General features: G+C 72.7%; 16 protein-coding genes. 10 read left to right on the forward strand and 6 right to left on the reverse strand.

Annotated elements, in window-relative coordinates:
* Positions 1 to 72: 72 nt before the first annotated feature.
* Positions 73 to 732, forward strand: coding sequence for a peptidoglycan recognition family protein (locus tag IH50_RS0131120; protein ID WP_030869784.1), 660 nt, complete (start codon positions 73 to 75; stop codon positions 730 to 732).
* Positions 733 to 787: 55 nt separating this feature from the next.
* Positions 788 to 1,387 (forward strand): 3'-5' exoribonuclease domain-containing protein, encoded by a 600-nt coding sequence (locus IH50_RS0131125; protein ID WP_030869787.1) that lies wholly within the window; start codon positions 788 to 790, stop codon positions 1,385 to 1,387.
* Between the two features lie 33 nt (positions 1,388 to 1,420).
* Here IH50_RS0131125 and IH50_RS0131130 read toward each other — a convergent pair whose 3' ends face one another.
* From IH50_RS0131130 to IH50_RS0131155, 6 genes are all read right to left on the reverse strand, one after another.
* Positions 1,421 to 2,800 (reverse strand): 8-oxoguanine deaminase, encoded by a 1,380-nt coding sequence (locus IH50_RS0131130; protein ID WP_030869790.1) that lies wholly within the window; start codon positions 2,798 to 2,800, stop codon positions 1,421 to 1,423.
* A 138-nt stretch (positions 2,801 to 2,938) separates the two neighbouring features.
* Complete coding sequence (gene pucL, locus IH50_RS0131135; protein ID WP_030869792.1) at positions 2,939 to 3,841, reverse strand: factor-independent urate hydroxylase; 903 nt, start codon at positions 3,839 to 3,841, stop codon at positions 2,939 to 2,941.
* 4 nt (positions 3,842 to 3,845) lie between these two features.
* Positions 3,846 to 4,250 carry a hydroxyisourate hydrolase gene (gene uraH, locus IH50_RS0131140; protein WP_030869796.1) on the reverse strand — a complete coding sequence of 135 codons (405 nt, stop codon included), beginning with the start codon at positions 4,248 to 4,250 and terminating at the stop codon, positions 3,846 to 3,848.
* A 6-nt stretch (positions 4,251 to 4,256) separates the two neighbouring features.
* Positions 4,257 to 4,766: a 2-oxo-4-hydroxy-4-carboxy-5-ureidoimidazoline decarboxylase gene (gene uraD / locus IH50_RS0131145; protein WP_030869800.1), complete on the reverse strand. Its 510-nt coding sequence runs from the start codon at positions 4,764 to 4,766 to the stop codon at positions 4,257 to 4,259.
* A 476-nt stretch (positions 4,767 to 5,242) separates the two neighbouring features.
* The gene (locus tag IH50_RS0131150) at positions 5,243 to 5,611 is read right to left on the reverse strand and encodes a helix-turn-helix domain-containing protein (RefSeq protein ID WP_030869803.1); all 369 of its coding nucleotides are present in this window, start codon (positions 5,609 to 5,611) and stop codon (positions 5,243 to 5,245) included.
* Positions 5,608 to 5,859 carry a hypothetical protein gene (locus IH50_RS0131155; protein ID WP_030869806.1) on the reverse strand — a complete coding sequence of 84 codons (252 nt, stop codon included), beginning with the start codon at positions 5,857 to 5,859 and terminating at the stop codon, positions 5,608 to 5,610. Before IH50_RS0131155 ends, IH50_RS0131150 begins: the two co-directional genes overlap by 4 nt.
* Positions 5,860 to 6,169: 310 nt before the next feature.
* Here IH50_RS0131155 and IH50_RS0131160 point away from each other — a divergent pair, with 310 nt between their 5' ends.
* The 8 genes from IH50_RS0131160 (at position 6,170) to IH50_RS0131195 (ending at position 20,502) form a co-directional block, all read left to right on the forward strand.
* Positions 6,170 to 7,546 carry a hypothetical protein gene (locus IH50_RS0131160; RefSeq protein ID WP_030869808.1) on the forward strand — a complete coding sequence of 459 codons (1,377 nt, stop codon included), beginning with the start codon at positions 6,170 to 6,172 and terminating at the stop codon, positions 7,544 to 7,546.
* Entirely contained in the window at positions 7,540 to 8,889 is a 1,350-nt protein-coding gene (locus IH50_RS0131165; protein ID WP_234328269.1) for an MFS transporter, read from the forward strand. The genes IH50_RS0131160 and IH50_RS0131165 overlap by 7 nt, the downstream gene beginning before the upstream one ends.
* A gap of 111 nt (positions 8,890 to 9,000) precedes the next feature.
* On the forward strand, positions 9,001 to 12,492 hold the full coding sequence (locus tag IH50_RS0131170; protein ID WP_030869812.1) for a non-ribosomal peptide synthetase: 3,492 nt from the start codon (positions 9,001 to 9,003) through the stop codon (positions 12,490 to 12,492).
* An 82-nt stretch (positions 12,493 to 12,574) separates the two neighbouring features.
* Positions 12,575 to 16,798, forward strand: coding sequence for a non-ribosomal peptide synthetase (locus IH50_RS0131175; RefSeq protein WP_051767520.1), 4,224 nt, complete (start codon positions 12,575 to 12,577; stop codon positions 16,796 to 16,798).
* Complete coding sequence (locus IH50_RS0131180) at positions 16,795 to 17,202, forward strand: cupin domain-containing protein (RefSeq protein ID WP_030869820.1); 408 nt, start codon at positions 16,795 to 16,797, stop codon at positions 17,200 to 17,202. Before IH50_RS0131175 ends, IH50_RS0131180 begins: the two co-directional genes overlap by 4 nt.
* A gap of 17 nt (positions 17,203 to 17,219) precedes the next feature.
* Entirely contained in the window at positions 17,220 to 18,602 is a 1,383-nt protein-coding gene (locus tag IH50_RS0131185; RefSeq protein WP_030869822.1) for a lysine N(6)-hydroxylase/L-ornithine N(5)-oxygenase family protein, read from the forward strand.
* Complete coding sequence (locus tag IH50_RS0131190; protein WP_030869825.1) at positions 18,599 to 18,985, forward strand: cupin domain-containing protein; 387 nt, start codon at positions 18,599 to 18,601, stop codon at positions 18,983 to 18,985. Before IH50_RS0131185 ends, IH50_RS0131190 begins: the two co-directional genes overlap by 4 nt.
* Positions 18,982 to 20,502, forward strand: a complete 1,521-nt coding sequence (locus tag IH50_RS0131195; protein ID WP_030869828.1) for a class I tRNA ligase family protein — start codon at positions 18,982 to 18,984, stop codon at positions 20,500 to 20,502. The genes IH50_RS0131190 and IH50_RS0131195 overlap by 4 nt, the downstream gene beginning before the upstream one ends.
* The last annotated feature ends 2 nt before the right edge of the window (positions 20,503 to 20,504 follow it).

Here is a 20,504-nt window from a genome sequence, read left to right on the forward strand (position 1 = left end):
GTGGGGCCGGCGGCCGTCCGTCGCCGGCCCCTGCGTCTTCCCCCACCCCGCCTCCGTCCCCGAGGAGTGACCGTGCATCCCGAGAACACCCTCCGGCGCCGCCTCCTGATCGCCGGCGCGGCCGGACTGGCCGCCGCCGGCGCCGTGCCGGGCACCGCGCAGGCGCGCGACGCCGAGGCCGTCGAGCCGGACATCGACTCCACCGCCACCTGGAACGCCCGTTCCCCGCAGGGGACCATCGGCGTTCTGCGGTACCGGCCGAGCCGGATCGTCGTCCACCACACGGTGAGCGCCAACACCACCGACTTCTCCCGCGCCCAGGCGCACACGCACGCCCACTGGGTGCAGGACCTGCACCTGGACAAGAACGGCTGGGTCGACACCGGCTACCACTTCCTGGTCAGCCGGGGCGGCTGGATCACCGAGGGCCGGCACGGCAGCCTCCAGGCACTCACCGGAAGCCGCAACTTCGTTCTCGGCTCCCACACCTCCGGGCAGAACGACCAGGCCATCGGCATCGCGTGCGAGGGCGCCTACCACGCGGGCGCGGTACCGCCCGACGCGCAGTGGGACGTCCTGGTGGCCCTGTGCGCGTACGTGTGCGAGCGGTACGGCATCCCGTCCGCGCGGCTCTACGGCCACAAGGACTACGGCGAGACCCTCTGCCCGGGGGTGTACCACGACCTGCTGCCCCGGCTGCGGGAGGAGGTGGCGGCGGTCCGGGCGGCCTGACCGGCGGCGTATTCCGGATGCGGGAGCGTTCTCCTGCCTGCGATCCTTGCGTCCCATGGCTCCACGACGTGTCAGACCCAGCCTCTACATCTCCGTCGACATCGAGGCCGACGGGCCCATCCCCGGGCCGTACTCCATGCTCAGTCTGGGCGCCTCGGTCGCCGGGACGCAGGACGCCGACGGATTCCGGGCGGCCGATCCCGAGGAGCGGACGTTCTACCGGGAACTGCGGCCGATCAGCGAGGAGTTCGTGCCCGAGGCGCTGGCGGTGAGCGGTCTCGACCGGGACCGGCTCGGTGCCGAGGGCGCCGAACCGGCGGAGGCGATGCGGGAGTTCACCGACTGGGTGCGTGAGGCGGCGGTCGGCGCCCAGCCGGTGATGTGCGGTTACCCGGCGTCGTACGACTGGACGTTCCTGTACTGGTACCTGATCCGCTTCACCGGTTCCAGTCCCTTCGGGCACTCGGGCTGCCTGGACATGAAGACCCTGTACGCCACCAAGGCGGGGCTGCCGCTGCGGGCGGTGGCGAAGGGCACCATGCCGCGCGAACTGCTGTCCCGGCGCCGGCACACGCACCACGCGCTGGACGACGCGATCGAGCAGGCCGAACTGTTCGCCAATCTCATGGCGTGGCCTGGGACTTCGCGCCCTTGAGGGCCGTCTCCCGGCCGGTGGCTTCGGCGGGGCTCAGCCCCGCTCGGTGATGCGCGCCAGCCGCTGGGCCTCCGTACGGGTGGAGCGGGCAATCTCGTCCTCGTCGGCCGTGAGCAGGCGGCCGTTCTCCACGATCTGCCGACCGTGTACGAAGGACGCGGTGACCGGGGCCGCCGCGCCGAGGACCAGCGCGGCCACCGGGTCGGCGATGGAGGCGTGCGCGAGGGTGTCCATCCGCCACAGCACCAGGTCGGCGAGCTTGCCCGGCTCCAGGGAGCCGATCTCCCCGGCGCGGCCCAGCACTTGGGCTCCGCCGTACGTGCCGAGGCGCAGGGCCTGCCGGGTGTTCAGGGCGGTCTCGCGGTGGGGGCCGAGACGGTTGACGAGGAGGGCGTTGCGCAGTTCGGTGTGCAGTTCGCCGGACTCGTTGGACGCCGTGCCGTCCACGCCGAGGCCGACCGGGACGCCGGCCGCGAGCATGTCGGGGACGCGGGCGATGCCCGCCGCCAGTCGCGCGTTGGACGACGGACAGTGGGCGACACCCGTCCCCGTACGGGCGAAGGCGGCGATGTCGGAGTCGTTCATGTGGACGCAGTGGGCCATCCACACGTCCTCGCCCAGCCAGCCGGTGGACTCGAAGTAGTCGGTCGGGCCCATGCCGAACAGCTCGTGGCAGAACTTCTCCTCCTCCACGGTCTCCGAGCCGTGGGTGTGCAGGCGTACGCCGAGCCGCCGGGCCAGTCCGGCGCCGTCCCGCAGCAGTTCGGTGGAGACGGAGAAGGGCGAGCAGGGGGCGACGGCGACCTGCGTCATGGCGTCGAAGGAGGCGTCGTGGTGCCGGCGTACCGTCTCCTCGGTGGCGGCGAGCGCGTCGTCGAGGGACTCGACGGCGAAGTCCGGGGGCAGTCCGCCGTCCTTCTCGCCGCGGTCCATCGAGCCGCGGGCGAGGGTGAGGCGGACGCCCATGTCGCGGGCGGCGCGGATGATCGCGCCGGACAGGTCGCCGGTGCCGCGCGGGAAGACGTAGTGGTGGTCCATCGCGGTGGTGACGCCGCCGCGGGCCATCATCGCGAGCGAGCCCCGGGCCGCCGCGTGCACCATCGGCTCGTCGATGCGCGCCCAGGTGGGGTAGAGGGCGACGAGCCAGTTGAACAGGTTGTGGTCGGTGGCCAGGCCCCGGGTGATCCACTGGTAGAAGTGGTGGTGGGTGTTGACCAGGCCGGGGGTCGCCAGATGCCCGGTGGCGTCGATCCGGCGGGCGACGTTCTCGAGGCCCTCGGGGGCCGGGCCCGCGCCGAGCGACTCGATGCGGTTGCCGGCGAGGACGAGGTACCCGGAGGCGTACTCGGTGTCCTTCGCGTCGACGGTCGCGATCGCGCAGTTCGCGATGACGATGCGCCGGTCTGCTGCCATGGTTCGTCCTTTTCGCGTACGTGGAGGGGGCACGGCAGGACCCTGGGAGTTTGAGTGCCGTGGCCGGGTGACGTGGGCCCGCGTGTTCTCACGCGTTCCCCTGTGTTCCCCGGCCACGGGTGCCGAAAGGTGTGCCGGTCAGAGGTTGGTGAGGTCCACCGGGATCCGCGCGTCACAGCCGTCCCGCAGGACGGTGACCTCGATCAGGCCGTAGGGGCGGTCGGCGGCGAAGTACACCTCGTTGTCGTTCCTCAGCCCGAACGGCTCCAGGTCCACCAGGAAGTGGTGGCTGTTCGGGAGGGAGAAGCGGACCTCGTCGATCTCGTCGCGGTTGTCGATGATCCGCGCGCCCATCTGGTACATCGTCTGCTGGAGCGAGAGGGAGTAGGTCTCGGCGAAGGCCTGGAGCATGTGCCTCCTGACCTCCTCGTACGACCGCTCCCAGTCGGGCATCGCCTGCTCGTCGTCGGTCCAGTCGAACCGCCAGCGGCCGGAGACCGAGGTGGCGAGGATACGGTCGTAGGCCTCCTTGAGTGTCGTGTACCGGTCCTTGACGTAGCCCCAGAATTCGGAGTCGGTGGAGTTCATCACCGTCAGGTCCTTCAGACCGGAGACGACCTCCCACTTCTCCCCGTCGAAGGTGATCTGGGCGAGCCGGGTCTCCTGGCCCTTGCGGACGAAGGAGTGCTTGGCCCCGTCGCCGCCGGAGGTCTCGATCCGCTCCCAGGCGTACTCCTCGATGCGGATGCGCGCCCGGTGGATGGGCTCCTGCGAGGTGACGAAGTGGCGGGCGAGGTGGATGCCGAACTGCTCGGCGGACTCGATGCCGTGCTCCTTGGCGAACGCGTACACCGTGTTCTTGGTGGTGTCGGTCGGCAGGACGTTGGCGTTGGAGCCGGAGTAGTGGACCTCGTCCATGTCGCCGGAGAGGGCGACGGAGACGTTCAGGTCCTTGATGTGGTGGGTGGTGCCGTCCCGCGTGATCCTGACGACTCGGTTCTCGGCCTTGCCGTACTGGTTCTGTCCCAGAATGGTCGGCATCTAGCTAGCTCCCTCGGTAAACGGAGTAGCCGAACGGGTTGAGCAGCAGCGGTACGTGGTAGTGCTCGCCCGGTACGACGGCGAACGTGATCGCCACCTCCGGGAAGAACACTCCCGCGCCGCTGTCCCGATTCGCGGGGGCGTCCTGCTGCGCCTCGGCTTTCTTCTTGGCTGATTCCTCGAAGTACGCCTCGACGGCGAAGTCGAGCCGTACGTGGGTGGTTCCCTCCGGCAGTGCCGGCAGGTCCTTGCACCGCCCGTCCGCGTCGGTCGCGGAGCCGCCGAGCGCCCGCCACTCGGCGTCCCGGCCCGAGCGGGCGGCGAGGCCGACGGCGACGCCCTCGGCGGGGCGGCCGGCGCTGGTGTCCAGGATGTGCGTGGACACGGAGGCGGTGGTGTCGGTACTCATGGTGCGTCAGTCCTCTTCGACGAGTCGGGCCAGCCGGATGCGGTTGATCTTCCCCAGTTCGGTGCGGACGATCTCGCGCTCCCGCTCCGGCGGGTTGCCGAGGCGTTCCCTGACGGCGTCGCGCATCTGCTCGCCGGTCCGGCCGGTGGCGCAGATGAGGAACACATGACCGAACCTCTCCTCGTAGGCCAGGTTCAGTTCGAGCATCTCGGCCCTGAGTCCGTCCGGGGCGCCGGCCATGCCGCTCTGCTCGCGGGCGGAGGTCGGGTCTCCCGGTTTGGGCCGGCCGATCGGCGGGTGCCCGGCCATCGCCTCTTCCAGATCGGCCGTGGTCAGGTCGGCCATGGCGGCGTCGCTGGCGGCGTACAGGTCGTGGGCGGTGGCGTACGGGCGGGCGGCGAGCAGTCGCCGGGCCCATGCCGTGGAGGCGCACGCCTCGTGCAGTGCGGCGAGGGCCGCGTGCTCCTCCAGGGCGTTGAAGCGGACCAGGCCCGGGGACGTGGAAGTCGACGTCACGTGAGCCTCCTGGGCCGCGAGCGGCCTTCGTGCTGAACGGGCGTGCCGACAGTGAACGCCGTCACGGACAGCGCGTCAACAGTTTGTTGAAAATTCGGCGTTACAAAGGGGAACACCCTGACCGCGTGGTCCGGGCGCCCCTCTCACGAGCCGCGGGCTCGGACGCCCCCTCTCACGGGCCGCGGGCTCAGACGCCCCCGCACGGGCCGTGGGCTCAGACGCGCCTCACCCCGTCCACAGGACCACGCGCCCCTCACGGGCGGGCGGGCCCGGACACCCTCACGCCGACGACGGAGTCAGACGCCCCTCATACCGGCCAGGTGGGCTCAGGCGGGCCTCTCGCAGGCCGGGCTCAGGCCCCACACCGGCCACGGGCCCGGACACGCCTCACAGCGGCCCGCAGGCCCAGGACCCCACACCGGCCACGGGCCCAGACGCCCCTCACAGCGGCGCGCGGGCTCACGCGAGCCGCAGGCTCACGCGCCCTTCTCGCGGTTCAGGTAGTTGTAGACCGTGAAGCGGCTGACGCCGAGCGCGGTGGCCACCGTTTCCACGCCGTGGCGTACGGCGAAGGCGCCGCGTGCCTCCAGGCCGCGCACGATCTCCTGCTTGGCCCTGCGGTCCAGATCCGCGAGGGGGCGGCCCTTCCTGCGCTCCAGCGCCGCGAGGATGTGGTCGAGGGAGTCCGCGAGCTGCGGCAGCCGTACGGCGACGACGGCCGCACCCTCCCAGGAGAGCACCACGTCGTCGGCCCCCGCCTCGTCCGGCGGGACCATCTCGCCGCCCATGGCGTCGACCAGCGGCTTCACCGCCGCGATGAAGGCCTCGTCACCGGTGCCGGTCACCGGTCGCCCTCCTTGATCACATTGACCTGGAGCGAGATGCGCGTGGCGCCGGCCGTCAGCGCCCTGCGCAACAGCGCGTCCACCGCGCCGAGCACCTCGTCGGCGCCGCCCTCGGCGGTGTTGCCGAACGGTCCGACGTCCACCGCGTCCAGTTCGGCCGCCTCGACGACCTCCCGCGCGACGACCGCGTGCGCGGGCGCCTCGTCGAGGTCGAAGGGCTCGGTCGTGAACTCCACTCTCAAACGCACTGCACGACCTTAACGGACTCCCCCGCGGCGAGCACCGGGCCTGCGTGGACCCGTCGTGGGGCACGGAGCCCCGCCCCGCCGCCCCGGGTGTCCACGTAGTGATATTTCTCGATCGAGCACACCCGGCCAGTAAATATTCGCGAGCCTCCCGCGTGCGCCGTGCCTTTCCTCCGCCTCGGCATCCACCCGTGCGGGACATGTCCCGTCGACCAAGATCACCATCGTGGACATGCCGCTACTGTTCCGTCCGAGCGGCCGGGGGGACGCGAACCCTCCATGTTCGGTGTCTTGATCAGAAAAACGTGGGGGCATGGAAAGCAGTCTCGGTTCATCACGCCATTCGCTCGACGTGTGGGGCGAACTCCCCCAGTCCTTCAGGGAAGGCGTCCTGGCCCGGTCGGTCACCGGCGCACGGGATGTCCATGACGGGATCAGCGGTTCCAAGGGGACGTGGCGGCCTCTGCGGCCGGCCTTCGTCGACCGGGCCCACTACGACGAACTGGGACGCGTTTCCGCACGTCTGATGAGGTTGATCCTCGACGCCTGCCGCCGTCGGGCCACCACCGTGGGCGAACTCCAGGACGTCCTGGGGGTGGACGAGGCCGCCACCCCGCTGCTGTCCCGTGCGGAACTCCTCGGCGAGCACCTGCTGGGCGCGGCGCGCCCCGACATCGTCTACCGGTCCGGTGTCCCGTGGTTCGTGGAATTCAATATCGACGGGGCACTCGGCGGCACCCTCCAGGCGGATCTCCTCGCCGCCCGTTTCCATGACCTTTATCGTTCGCTTCCCGGCGGGGACCGAATCGCCGCGCCGCCTTCCGCGGTGGATTCCCGATTCGCCGAAATACGCGCCTCATTGGGGCTTACCGAAGGCTCCCGGGTCGCCATTCCCGTGTTCCGGAAGGGCGCCGCGCCCGGCCTGGAGGATGCCGACGCCTTTCTCGCCTGGCTCGCCCCGATGTGCGAGAGCGGCCGGCGGCACGGCATGGAGACCGTCGCCTGCCCGATGGACCGGCTGGAGACCGACGGGCACGATGTGCTGCTCCTCGACGGCCAGCGGGTGGACGCGGTGTTCCGGCTCTTCCTCAGCTTCGACCAGCCGCCGAGCGCGGGCCTCGACGCCCTGATCCGAGCCGTGCGCGCCGACCGGGTGCGGATGCACACCTCCGAGGCGACCTGGCTGCTCAGCGACAAGACCACGATGGCCTGGCTCTGGGCGGACAAGGAGTCGCTCCCGGAGGCCGACCAAGCGCTGATCGAACGTCATCTGCCGTGGACGGCGCTCTTTTCCGCTCCCGGCGCCGAGGGCGAGGAACTGCTGCGGCACGCCCTGACCCGCCGCGCCGAACTGGTCCTCAAGCCCGCCGGCGGATACGGCGGCGGTGGCGTGGTCCTCGGCCCCGACGTCTCCGACGAGGAGTGGCGGGACGCGCTGGAGCGCGCGGGGCGGGAGGGACGCCACATCCTTCAGCGCCATGTGACGCCCGACCGGCTCGCGCTGGACTTCCAGGACCAGGAGACCGGCGCGGTCGAGCACGCCGAAGTGCCCTTCGTCCTGGGCCCGTTCCTGTTCGGCGGCGCCCCCTCGGGCGTACTGGTCCGGCACGGTGTGCCCGGTGGCGGTCCGGTGCTCAACGCGCACCACGGGGCCCTGATGAGCTCCGTGCTGCTGGTGGACCGATGGTGAGCGCGCTCCGGCGGGGACGGGAGACCCCGGAGAAGGAGCGGCTCGGCCCGCCGTTCCGGATCTTCCAGTCCGCCGTGGTCTCCTCGGACCTCGCGGACGGCATCTACAAGATCGCCGTACCGCTGCTGGCCCTCGGGATCAGCCGCTCCGCGGTGGCGGTGAGCGTGGTGGGCCTCGCGGTCCGGCTGCCCTGGCTCATCGCGACGCTCCCCGCCGGGGTGGTCGCCGACCGGTACGCGCCGCGTTCCGTGATGCGCTGGGCCTCGGCCGTCCGGCTGCCGCTGGTGGCCGTGATGTGCGCCCTGGCCGCGACCGACCGGCTGCCCCTGTGGGCGCTGGTGGTCACCGCCTTCCTCATCGGCTGCGCGGGGATCTTCGTCGACGTCGCCGCCCAGTCCCAGCTGCCCCGGCTGGTCCCGGTGGATCACCTCCCCCGGGCCAACGCCTCCCTCCAGTCCACCCAGATGTTCCTGGCGCAGCTGGTCGGCCCCGCCCTCGGCGGCTATGTGATCGCGCTGGGCTCGGGCGGCGGACTCGCCGTCGTGGTCGCCCTGTACGTGGTCACCGTCTGGTCGCTCGGGCTGCTGCCCGAGGCCGTGCTGAAGGCGGCGAGCCACCAGGAACCGGTGCGGCCGTCCCCGGCCGCCTCCGAGGACCGTAAGCGTTCGTCGTTCCGTTCGCTGGTCGGCGAACTCGGTGAGGGGCTGCGCTACTTCCGCGGACGCCGGGACCTCGCCCGGCTCGCGACAGCGGCCGCGGTCAACAACCTGTCGTACTCGATGTGCCTGACCATGATGCCGCTCTGGGCCGTGACGCCCGGCCGGCTCGGGCTCTCCGAGACCGGATACGGGCTGCTGCTCACCTGTCTCGCGGCCGGCAGCATCCTCGCCGGACCGGTGACCGGCCGCGTCCTGAGGGCGGTCGGCGACGGGCCGGTCATGCGGATCGGGGCACCGCTGCTCGGCGTCTGCTTCCTCGCCCTGGCCGTGCCCAGCGTGCCGGTCGTCGCCCTCGGGCTCTTCGCCTACGGGCTGGTGTCCATGGTCTGGAACGTGGCCGTGGTCTCCTACCGGCAGGCGACCATCCCGCTGCCCCTGTTCGGCCGGGTCAACGCCGCCTACCGCTGGCTGACCTGGGGTGTCATCCCGTTCGGTGCGATGATCGGCGGCGCGCTCGCCTCGACCGCCGGTATCGCCTGGGTGTTCCTCGTCGCCGGTGCCCTGCCGCTGATCGCGGCGGTGGTGCTGCCCCCGCCCCGGCCCTCGGCCGCGGGCGAACGGACCGACGGCGGCGCCGACGCGCCCGCCGACCGGGCCGACGCGTCCCGCGCGGCCCAGGACTGACCCGCCCGGACCCGCCGGTCCGCCGCCTCCGCTCCCTTCCACCCGTTCCCCCGCTCCCCTGCTCCTTCCGCTGTTCCGTCCGCACCGACCTACGGAAAATGGTGTCCACGTATGTCGTTCCTGCATGACCTGCTCACGGCGCAGGCCACGTCGGCTCCCACCCGCACCGCCGCCCTCCACGGCGACTCGTCGGCCACCTACGCCCAGGTGGAGACGGAGGCGAACCGGATCGCCGGGGCGCTGGCCGCCCAGGGCGTCCGGCCCGGCAGCCGTGTCGGTCTGCACCTGTCGCGCTCCCTCACGCTGCTCCCCGCCCTGTTCGGCGTGCTGCGCGCCGGCGGCGTCTGCGTACCGGTCGACCCGGAGGACCCGGCAGACCGTCGCTCCACCATCCTGGAGTACTCGGGCGCCCGGATCGTCCTCACCGAGCGTGCCCTCCTCGACGGGCCCGCGCCCGAGGGCGTCCGGCTGCTCGCCGTCGAGGACCTGCTCGACAGCGGCACCGAGCCGCTCACCGAAGCGGTCGAACTCGCCGCCGACGCCCTGGCGTTCATCTTCTACACGTCCGGTTCCACCGGGACGCCCAAGGGCGTGATGCTCACCCACCGGGCCCTGCTCAGCGGTCAGCGGTGGCTCCAGCGCACCTTCCCCCTCGAACCCGGCGACCGTCAGCTGCTGCGCACCACCCTGAGCATCACCAACCTGGTCCGCGAGGTGTTCTGGCCGGTGCTCTCGGGCGGCGCCGTGGTGATCGTCCCGCCCGGCGACCACAAGGACCCCGACCGTCTGGTCGAGCTGATCAACAGCGGGTCCGTGACGACGCTGATGGTCGTCCCGGCGCTGCTGTCCGGCATCCTGGAGAACCCCGCGTTCGCCGCCAACACCTCGCTGAAGTACGTCTTCTGCAGCAGCGACGTGATGCCGGGCGCGCTCCCGGAGAAGTACTTCGCCACCGGCCTGTCCGCCCGGCTGTTCAACGTCTACGGCCTGACCGAGGCGCTCTACAGCACCTACTGGGAGTGCCTGCCCGGCGCCGTGTACGACGGCTTCGTCCCGGTCGGCCACCCTGCCGAGCTGACCCCCCGGGTGCTCGACGCCGACCTCGCCCCGGTCCCGGCGGGTGAGACGGGCGAGCTGTGCCTGGCCGGCGTCGGCATCGCCGAGGGCTACGACCGACTGCCCGAGCTCACCGCCGCGAAGTTCGCCGAGACCGCCGAGGGCCGGGTGTTCCGCACCGGCGACCTGGCCCGGCGGCGGGAGGACGGCTGCCTCGAACTCCTCGGCCGGATGGACGACCAGGTCAAGATCGCCGGCTACCGGGTGGAGCTCGGCGAGGTCGAGGCCCGGCTCCTGGAGGTCCCCGGCGTCACCGGCGCCGTCGCCTCCGGTCTGCGCGGCGCGGGCGGACACCAGCGCCTGGTCGCCCATCTGACCTGTACGGACGAGCCGCCGACCGCCGCCGCCATCCGCGACCACCTGGCCGGGCGGCTGCCGTACTACATGGTCCCGGCCGCGTTCACGGTCGTCGACGCGATCCCGCTGACCCACAACGGCAAGGTGGACCGCCGCTCCCTGCACGAACTCCAGGGCGCCCACCTGGAGCTGGCCGAGGAGTACACGGCCGCGCGCAACGAGCTGGAGAGCTACCTGTGCGCGCTGTGGGCGGAGACCCTGGAGCTGCCGGCCGTCGGCATCCACGACAACTTCTTCGCGCTCGGCGGCGACTCCATCCAGGGCTTCCTGATCAGCGCCAAGGCCAACCGCGAGGGCATAGCGCTGAGCGCCACCCAGGTCTTCGCGACCCCCACCGTCGCCGAGACCGCCGCCTTCGTCGAGGAGCAGCGCCGCACCCTGCCCGCGTCGGCCGGCCCCGTCGACCCGGGGGGCTTCACCCTCGCAGAGGAGGACCTGGCCGCGGTGCGCGCGTCCGCGGCCGACCCCGACGGCGTCGAGACGGTGTACCCGCTGACCGAGATGCAGAAGGGCATGCTCTTCCACTCGCTGCTCGACCCGGACTCCGGTGTGTACTTCGAGCAGTTCCTGTACGCGATCGACGGCGAGGTGGACCTCGACGCCTACCACCGGGCGTGGCAGCAGGTCGTCGACCGGCACGAGATCCTGCGGGTCTGGATCGCCTCCAAGGGCCTGTCCGAGCCGCTCCAGGCCGTGCAGCGCACGGCCGAGCTGGGCTGGACGGTGCTCGACTGGTCCGGACACGGCGAGGAGGAGCAGACCGAGCTGCTGGAGCGGTACCTCGACGAGGACCGGCGCCGCGGATTCGCGTACGACCGGGCGCCGCTGTTCCGGCTGACCATGGTCCGGCTCGGCGCCACCACGTACAAGCTGGTGATGAGCTACCACCACCTGATCCTCGACGCGTGGTCGCTCTTCGTCCTGCTGCGCGACTCGCTGGAGATCTACCACTCGGGACTCGAAGGGCGGCTGCCCGAGCTCCGGCCGACGCGTTCCTTCGGCGACTACGTGGCCTTCCTGGAACGGGAGGACATCGCGGGCGCCCGTGACTACTGGCTGGAGCGGCTGGCCGGGTTCCGCCGGCCGACCGTGATCGGCCGCTCCGCGCAGCTCGGCCTCTCCGCCAGCTCGCAGGAGATGCACGCCGAGGCGCGCCTGGACCTGGGCGAGGAGCTGACCGAGCGCCTCCTCGCCTACGGCCGCGCCAACCAGCTCACCCTCAACTCCCTGGTGCAGGGCGCCTGGGCCGTGGTCGTGGGCGGTTGCAGCGGCCAGGACGACGTCTGCTTCGGCATCACCATCACCCACCGTCCGGTGGCGCTGGCCGGTGTCGAGGACATCGTCGGCATCTTCATCAACAGCCTCCCGATGCGGGTGGGTCTGGAGCCGGAGCAGCCGATCGGCCGCTGGCTCCAGCAGATCCAGCGCACCCAGGTCGCGGCGCGCTCGCACGACCACTACCCGCTGCCACTGATCCAGCAGCGCACCGACCTGCCCAGCGGACAGCCGCTCTTCGAGTCGCTGCTGATCTTCGAGAACTTCCCCCGGGGCACCGGCTGGTCCGGGCGGGGCGGCGTGCGGGTGCGGCAGGAGCGCTACGTCGGCTGGACGAACTACCCGTTCGCCATCGAGGCGATGCCCGAGGAGCAGCTGTTCTTCCAGGTCAAGTACGACCTGGCGTTCTTCGACGCGGAGTCGGTGGACCGCATCCTCGGGGCGTTCCGCGGCGTACTGGAGGCCATCGCCGACGGCGGTACGGAGTCGGTGGGCAAGCTCGCGGAGCACATCGCCGCCCAGCGGCCCGGACCGGCGGCCGACCCGCTGCCCGCGGACGCGGCCGCGCGGGAGCTGTTCCCGGCGCGCGGCACCGCCGCGACGGCCGAGGTCGCCACGGCGCCGAGCACCGAGGACGAGACCGCGCTGGCCCAGATCTGGGCGCAGGTGCTCCAGGTCGAGCGGATCGACGTCCACACGCCGTTCCTGGCGCTCGGCGGGAGCTCGCTGGCGGCCATGCGGCTCGTGGCGCTCGCGCAGGCGGAGGGCTTCGACTTCGAGCTGAGCGAGCTGTTCACGGAGGACGGCACCGTCCACCGGCTCGCCGCGGCCGAGGACGACGGCACGCGGCGGTAGCCGCACCGGGCAGGAGCGGCGGTCCCGCCACGGGAGGGACCACAGGGGCGACGACGGACACAGGTCGGAAGGGGACGGCACGGTGGAACACGCACGCAGGGATACGGAGGAGCGGGACACGCTCGCGCTCCTGCGCGAACTGGCCGAACACGGCGTCCTGGTGCGGTCCCGCCGTGGCCGGCTGTCCGTCGACGCCCCGAAGGACGCCCCGGAGGCGCTCCTCGGCCGCCTCACGGCCGCCGAGGGGCCCGTCCTGGAGGCGATCGCCGCCCACCCCGGCCTGCCCGGCCCTCGCGTCACCGCACCGGAGGCGGCGGACGGTGAGGACGCGACCACGCGTCCGTTCCCGCTGACCGACCTCCAGAGCGCCTACCAGGTCGGCGAGTCCGACTTCCCGCGGCTGGCCACCCCGGCGTTCATCGCGCACGGCTTCGAGGTCCCGGACTTCGACGCCGGGCGCTGGGACGCGGCACTGCGCGCGGTCCTCACCCGGCACGAGATGCTGCGCTGCGCGGTCGACGGGGACGGCCGCCAGCGGGTCGTGCCGCTCGACGACTCCTGGGGCCCGGTGAGGGTGGACTGGCGCCACCTGGACGCCGCACAGGCCCGTGCGGCGTTCCACCGGGAGCGGGAGACCGCGGCCCGGCTGCTGCCCGCCCTGACCGACGGTCCCCAGCTGGGCTGCGCGGTCCACTCGGCCCGGGACACCACGTTCGTGCTGCTGTGCCTGCGGCTGTTCGTCCTGGACGCGCGCTCGATCGGGCTGGTCTGCCGGGACCTGGCCGACGCCTACGAGGGCAGGCCGTTCGCGGACCCGCCCGTGCCGTCCGGCCACTTCGCGCGGTACGCCGATGCCCTGGACCGGCACCGGGACAGCCAGGCGTACCGCAACGCGGTCGCGCACTGGCGGCGGCGGGTGCCCGTGCTGCCCGGCCCGCCGGCGCTGCCGGCCCTGCCCCACCCGGCCGAGTCCCGGTTCGCCCGGGTCCGACACCGGCTGCCCGCGCCCGTCTGGCAGCGGCTGGGCGAACGGGCGCGGGACGCGGGCCTCTCCGCGAACACGGTGCTCTGCGCCGCCTACGCCGAGGTGCTGCGCCGCTGGTCGGGGCAGCGGTCCTTCTCCCTCACCGTGCTCGTCGCCACCCGCGGCATGCTGGCGGTGGACCCGTCGGGGGCCGATTCCGCCACGGGGGCCTGCGTGGGGAACTTCGGCAGCACGCTGCTGCTGGAGTGCGACGGCGCGGGCGGGTCCTTCGCCGAACGGGCCGGGGCCCTCCAGCGCCGGCTGATGGCGGACCTTCCGCACGCCTGGCTGTCCGGGGTCGGACTGGCCCGCCGGGTCCGCCGGCAGCGTCCCGGTGCGGAGGTGGGCAGCCCGTACGTCTTCGCGTCGGGGCTCGACGACACGGCCGACGACGCGCTGCCCCCGCATCTGCGGGCCGCGGGCTGGGACCTGGTCTTCAAGTCGATGCACACCCCGCAGGTCCTCCTCGACCACCAGGTCTCGGAGGAGGACGGGGAACTCGTCTGCACCTTTGACCATGTGGCCGAGGCGTTCCCGGAGGGCCTGGTCGACGAGCTCGCGCAGGCCCACGCCGATCTGCTGCGCCGGCTGGCCGGGGAGGAGGCGGCCTGGTCGGCCCCGCACCCGCCGCCGCTGCCGGACGCCCTGACCGCGGCCCGCAGGTCGGCCAACGGCACCGCGCGCCGGTTCCCCGGCGGCGGTGTCCTGGACGGGCTGCGCGAAGGGGCGTCCCGTACCCCCGGCCGGGTCGCGTTCCACGGAGCGGACGGGGAGGTCACCTACGGCGAGGCGGCGGACCGCGTGGCGCGCACGGCCGGGGCGCTGACCGCGTCCGGGGCGGCCCCCGGCGAACTGGTCGGCGTGCTGGCGCGCAAGAGCACCGGCCAGTACCTCGCCGCACTGTCGGTGATCGCCGCCGGCGGGGCCTACGTTCCCCTCGGCGTGGACTGGCCGCCGGCCCGGGTCGACGCGCTGCTCGGCCGGCACGGTGTCGGCCGGGTGCTGGCCGACGCGGAGGGCGCACGGCTCCTCGCGGCGCTGGAGCGGCCCGTCACCGTACTCGCCCTGGACGCCCCCGAACCACCCGCGCCGACGGCGCCCCTGCCCGTGCCCCCCGCCGACGACCTCGCGTACGTCATCTTCACCTCGGGCTCGACGGGCGTCCCCAAGGGCGTCGCGATTCCGCACGGCGGTCTGCTCAACACCGTCCAGGACATGGTGGAGCGGTTCGGCGTCGGCCCCGAGGACCGGCTGCTGTCGCTCTCCGAGCTGCACTTCGACCTGTCGGCCTTCGACCTGTTCGGCGGCCTGTGCGCGGGCGGCACCGTCGTGGTCCCGCCGTCCGGCCCCCGCCCCGACCCGGAGTTGTGGGCGGAGTGGGTGCGGCGGAGCGGGGCCACGGTCTGGAACACCGTTCCGGCGCTCCTGGAGATGCTGCTCGACCATCTCGGGGAGGAGCGGGCCGCCGCCGTGCTCGGCGGGCTGCGGCTGGTCCTGCTCAGCGGCGACTGGGTCCCGCTGGACCTGCCCGATCGCGTCCGGCGGGCCGCGCCCAAGGCGGAGGTGGTCGCGCTGGGCGGGGCGACCGAGGCGTCGATCTGGTCCAACTACCACGTCGTGGACCGGATCGACCCGTCCTGGAAGTCCGTGCCGTACGGGCTGCCGCTCGCCAACCAGCGCTACCACGTCCTCGACGCGGACTTCGCGGACGTGCCGCACTGGGTGCCCGGTGAGCTGTTCATCGCCGGGGACGGTCTCGCCACGGAGTACTACGGGCAGCCCGAGCTCACCGAGGCCCGCTTCCCCCGCCACCCCCGCACCGGTGAGCGCCTGTACCGCACCGGCGACCACGCCCGCTACCGACCGGACGGCGTGCTGGAGTTCCTCGGCCGGGTGGACAGCCAGGTCAAGGTGCGCGGCTACCGGGTGGACCTGCTGGAGGTGGAGCAGCGGCTGGCGGCGCAGGCGGGTGTGCGCGCGGCGGCCTGTGTCGTTACGGGCACCGGGGCCGCCGCCCGTCTGATCGCCTTCCTCGTGACCGGACCGCGCGACGAAGGGGCCCCGGACGACGGTACGGACCTCGACCCGGTGGCGCTGCGCACCCGGCTCGGCGCCGCCCTGCCGTCGTACGCGGTGCCCAGCGCCTTCCACACCGTCCCCGCGCTGCCGTTGACGGCGAACGGCAAGCGGGACGCGCGGGCGCTGCTCGCGCTCGCCGAGGAGCACGCCGCGACGGAACGGGACGCCGGCCGCGGCGGACCGTCCGGCCGGGCGCCGCGCACCGAGCGGGAGACGGCACTCGCCCGGCTGTGGCAGGAGGTCTGCGGCACGGCCGTCCGCTCGGTCGACGACGACTTCTTCGCCGCCGGCGGCAGTTCGGTCTCCGCGGTGCGCCTGGTCCGCCGGATCGGCGAGGAGTTCGGTGTGCGGCTGCCGCTGTCCAGCCTCTTCGAGGCGAGCACGATCGCCGGTCAGTGCGCGCTGCTCGACCAGCGCGTGGGCGGGCTGCTCGTGCCGATCAGACCGGGGGACGGGCCGGCGGTGGTGCTGGTCCATCCGGTGGGCGGGCATCTCCTCGGCTATCGCGCACTGATCGACGCGCTGCCCGCCTCGTACGCGGTGTACGGGCTCCAGTCGCCTCCCACGGACGAACTGCCCGAAAGTCTGGAGGAGTTGGCCGCCGAGTACGCGACCGCGCTCGCGGCCCTGGACCGTCCCGTGCATCTGGTGGGCTGGTCGATGGGCGGTGTCCTCGCGGCGGAGACCGCCCGCCGCGCGGGCCTCGTCCGGCCGCTGTCGCTGACGCTGGTGGACAGCTTCGTGGCCGCCCCGGAGGGCGTCGGTCTCGACGAGTCGGCCGCCGCCGTCGGCTTCTTCACCGACCGGCTCGGGCAGGGGGACGGCGGCGCCCCCGCGGGGATCTCCGTCCCCGCCGGGCACCCGGACCCGTTCGCCCATCTCGCCGCCGCGCACCTCCCGGACGAGCCGCCGGAGACCCTGCGCGACCTCTACGGCCAGTACCGGTCCCTGTACCGGCTGCTGCTCGGCCACCGGCCGCGACCGCTGCCGGGGCACTGCCCGCTCCTCGTGGTACCGGCCGATAGGGAACGCCCGGACGGCTTCCGGGGGCTGACGCCGCTGCACCGGCATCCCGCCGGTCTCGTCCCGTCCGACGCGGCCGTCCGGCCGCTGCCCGGGACGCACTACTCGGTGGTCCGCGGGGCCTCCGCCCGGCTCCTCGCGGAGCTCATCCACACCCGGATATCGAAGGGAACGGCATGACCAGCAAGACGATCAAGGACATCGTGGTCTTCGGCGAGTCCGCGCCGGAGAACGTGCGGAACGTCAGGAAGGGCCCGGACCGCTGGATCTCCGGCGAGCTGGCCATCACCAACACCCTGCACTTCACCAGCCCCGACGGCGCCTTCACCTCGGGCATCTGGGAGAGCACCCCGGGCAAGTTCCGTGCGGTGTACGAGGAGGACGAGTTCTACCACATGCTGCACGGCCGGGTGGTCATCGCCGACGACGAGGGCAACGCCCGCACGTTCGTGCCCGGGGACACCATCGTCGTCCCCGCCGGGTTCACCGGCACCTGGGAGGTCCTGGAGCCGACCAGGAAGTTCTACGCCCACTACCGGCCGGCCGACGACGGCCGGACCGGTCCGGCCGTGCAGGCCGGCTGACCCGGGAGAGGGATTCCATGACCAGTACCTCTTCCGCGGGACATCCGCACCACCGGCTCCTCGGCATCGGCTACGGCCCCTCGCACCTGTCCATGAGCGCGCTGCACGCGTCGGCCGGGTCCGCCGCGGCCGGGGCCGGCCTGCACTTCCTGGAGTCCAGGGACACCTTCTCCTGGCACCCCGGCATGCTGCTGCCCGGTGCCCGGATGCAGGTCGCCTTCCTCAAGGACCTGGTCACGCCCCGGGACCCGACCAGTCCGTACAGCTTCGTCAACTACCTGGTGTCCCAGGGGAGGCTGGAGCCGTTCCTCAACCTGGGCACGCTCACGCCGACCCGGCGGGAGTACGTGGACTACTTCGGCTGGGCGGCCGAGCGGCTCGCCCGGTACGTCTCGTACGGCAGCACCGCCGAGCGGATCCGTCCGGTGTCCGGGCCCGACGGGGAGGTCACAAGTCTGGAGGTGGACTACCGGGGCCCGGACGGCACCCGGCACACCGTCTCCGCCGACCATGTGTCCCTGGCACCCGGCGGCACGCCCGTCGTCCCGCCCGGCGTCGATCCGGGCGTGCTGGAGGACGGCACCGTCTTCCACAGCAGTTCCTTCCTGGGGCGCGTTCGCTCCTTCCACGACCGGGGCCGCGAACTGCCGTACCGCTTCCTGGTGGTGGGGGCGGGGCAGAGCGCCGCGGAGATCTTCCGGTATCTGGCGGGCGAGTTCCCGGCAGCCGAAGTGACCCTGGCCCACCGGGGTTTCGCGCTGATGCCGGCCAACAGCAGTGCCCTGGCCAACGCCATCTTCGACCCGGCGTCGGTCGACCTGTTCCACGACGCCGACCCCGCGCGCCGCCGGAGCATCCTCGCCGACCTGAGGGCCACCAACTACGCGGCCGTCGACGACGAGGACATCAACGCCGTCGCCGAACTGCTCTACGACCAGCTGGTGCACGGCGGGGACCGGCTGCGGCTGTGCCGGTTCACCGAACTGACCGGCGCCCGCGCCGAGGGCGACCGGGCCGCCGCGACCGTGCGCGACCTGCTCACCGGCACCACCCGCACCGAGCGGTACGACGCGGTCGTGCTGGCCACCGGCTACGACTTCCGGGAGGCGCGCGGCCTGCTGGCCGGTGTCGACCCCTATCTGCTCAGGGACGGGGACGGCGACCTGCTCGTGGACCGCGACTACTCGGTGCGGACCACCGAGCGCTTCGCGCCGCGGATCTTCCTGCACGGCGCCGCCGAACACACCCACGGCCTGACCAGCACGCTGCTGTCGATGCTGGCCCGCCGGGCCGGGGACATCCTCGACGCCGTCCTGGACGCACCGGCCCCCGCCGCGCCCGGCGGCCGTCCGTCCGTTCCCTCACCCGTCACCCCTCTCCTCGAAGGAGTCCACGCATGAGCGGCATCCAGATCCAGCGGCGGGACGACGCCGTCGTCCAGGAGGAGTACGGCTGCGCGTTCCGGCGCATCCTGCCCTGGCGGTCCAGCGGGCCCTCGGACACCGGCATGGGCGTCTGTACCGTCGCGCCCGGCGCGGTGACCACCCCGCACTCCCACGAGGACCACGAGCACTTCTACGTGGTGCGCGGCAGCGGCCGCGTCGAGGTCGACGGGGTCCGTACGGACATCGCGGCCGGTGACGCACTGGTGGTGGGCTCCCACCAGCGGCACCACTTCGAGAACGCCTCCGACACCGAGGAGCTGGAGCTCGTCTCGGTCTGGTCGCTCGGCCCGTTCGGCGAGGCCCCCGGACCGGCCGGTGCTCCCGGGGGGACGCGATGACGACGACCCCACGCCGCTTCCTGGTCACCGCCACTCCCCCGACCACCAACGGCGATCTGCACGTCGGCCATCTCTCCGGGCCCTATCTGGGCGCCGACGTCTTCAGCCGCGCGCAGCGGATGCTGGGACACACGGTGCTGTACGCGTCCGGGGGCGACGACCACCAGACGTACGTGGTCACCACGGCGCAGCGGCTGGGCCTCGACCCGGTCGAGCTCGCCGCGCGGTGCAACCGCGAGATCACCGCGACGCTGGAGCTCGCCGACATCGGCATCGACGCGTTCACCAGCCCCGACGACGTCTACCGGGACGAGATACGGGAGTTCTTCGCCGGGCTGCACCGCGCGGGGAAGCTGGTGACGCGCACCTGGACGTTCCCGTACTGCGCGGAGACCGGCCGGTACCTCCTGGAGGCGTTCGCCACCGGGTACTGCCCGGAGTGCCTGGCCGGCACCTCCGGCGCGATCTGCGAGAGCTGCGGGCACCCCAACGACGTCGACTCGCTGCTCTTCGCCGCGAGCACCGGCGCCGGGGACGGTGCCGTCACGGAGCCGCGCGAGGTGGAGATCCTGGTCCTCCCGCTGGAGGAGTACCGGGAGCGGTTCACGGAGTTCTACCGGAGGCGGCGGGCGACGATGCGCCCGCACGTGCTGCGCTTCGTCGACGAGATGCTGTCCCGGCCGCTGCCGGACTTCCCGGTCAGCTACCCGGCCGACTGGGGCATTCCGGTCGGCATCGACGGCTTCGACGGCCAGGTGATCAACGTCTGGGCGGAGATGCTGCCCGGTCTGCGGCACATGGCGGGGGTCGCGCGGGCCCGCCGGGGCCCGGAGACGCCGTCGGACGTGTGGGCCGGGGACTCGGGCTTCGAGCTGGTGCAGTTCCTCGGCTACGACAACACGTTCTACTTCGCGTTCGCGCATCTCGGACTGGCCTTCGCGCACGGCGGGCTGGTCGAGCCGACCGCGATCGTGACCAACGAGTTCTACCACCTGGACGGGTCCAAGTTCTCCACCAGCCGGCGCCATCTGATCTGGGCCCGCGACCTGGTGGGCAAGTACGGCCCGGACAATGTGCGGTTCTTCCTCGCGCTCGGCAACCCGGAGCACCAGCCGGCCAACTTCACCGAGGCCGAGTTCCTGGAGACCGTACGCACCCGGCTGCACGAGCCGCTCCGGGCGCTCGGCACGGCGCTGGCCCCGCACACCGGTCGGCCGCTGCCCGTCCCGGAGGGCACGGAGGCGCTCCTGGACCGCTACCGGGACCGGATGCGGCGGGCGTACACGCTGGAGACCTTCTCGATGCGCCAGGCCGCGGAGACCACCGCGAACCTGCTCGCGCTGCTCGCCGCCCGGGCGGCCGGCGACCCCGGGCTCGCCGTCGCCGGTCTGCGTGTCCTGGCCTCCCGGGCCGCGCCGCTGGTGCCCGGCCTCGCGTCCGCGATCGAGGCCCGGTACGCGGCCGCCGCGCCCGGCGCCGTACCCGGCCTGGCGGATCTCCTGCCCGTCACCGTCTGAGC

Origin of the sequence: Streptomyces sp. NRRL S-37 (genome assembly GCF_000721605.1) — a bacterium.
Lineage (GTDB): Bacteria > Actinomycetota > Actinomycetes > Streptomycetales > Streptomycetaceae > Streptomyces.

Bases quoted from the DNA above. Each gene is read 5' to 3' on its own strand.
- IH50_RS0131125 (WP_030869787.1), top strand. From the start codon at position 788: ATGGCTCCACGACGTGTCAGACCCAGCCTCTACATCTCCGTCGACATC.
- IH50_RS0131130 (WP_030869790.1), bottom strand. From the start codon at position 2,800: ATGGCAGCAGACCGGCGCATCGTCATCGCGAACTGCGCGATCGCGACC.
- pucL (WP_030869792.1), bottom strand. From the start codon at position 3,841: ATGCCGACCATTCTGGGACAGAACCAGTACGGCAAGGCCGAGAACCGA.
- uraH (WP_030869796.1), bottom strand. From the start codon at position 4,250: ATGAGTACCGACACCACCGCCTCCGTGTCCACGCACATCCTGGACACC.
- IH50_RS0131160 (WP_030869808.1), top strand. From the start codon at position 6,170: ATGGAAAGCAGTCTCGGTTCATCACGCCATTCGCTCGACGTGTGGGGC.
- IH50_RS0131165 (WP_234328269.1), top strand. From the start codon at position 7,540: ATGGTGAGCGCGCTCCGGCGGGGACGGGAGACCCCGGAGAAGGAGCGG.
- IH50_RS0131170 (WP_030869812.1), top strand. From the start codon at position 9,001: ATGTCGTTCCTGCATGACCTGCTCACGGCGCAGGCCACGTCGGCTCCC.
- IH50_RS0131180 (WP_030869820.1), top strand. From the start codon at position 16,795: ATGACCAGCAAGACGATCAAGGACATCGTGGTCTTCGGCGAGTCCGCG.
- IH50_RS0131185 (WP_030869822.1), top strand. From the start codon at position 17,220: ATGACCAGTACCTCTTCCGCGGGACATCCGCACCACCGGCTCCTCGGC.
- IH50_RS0131190 (WP_030869825.1), top strand. From the start codon at position 18,599: ATGAGCGGCATCCAGATCCAGCGGCGGGACGACGCCGTCGTCCAGGAG.
- IH50_RS0131195 (WP_030869828.1), top strand. From the start codon at position 18,982: ATGACGACGACCCCACGCCGCTTCCTGGTCACCGCCACTCCCCCGACC.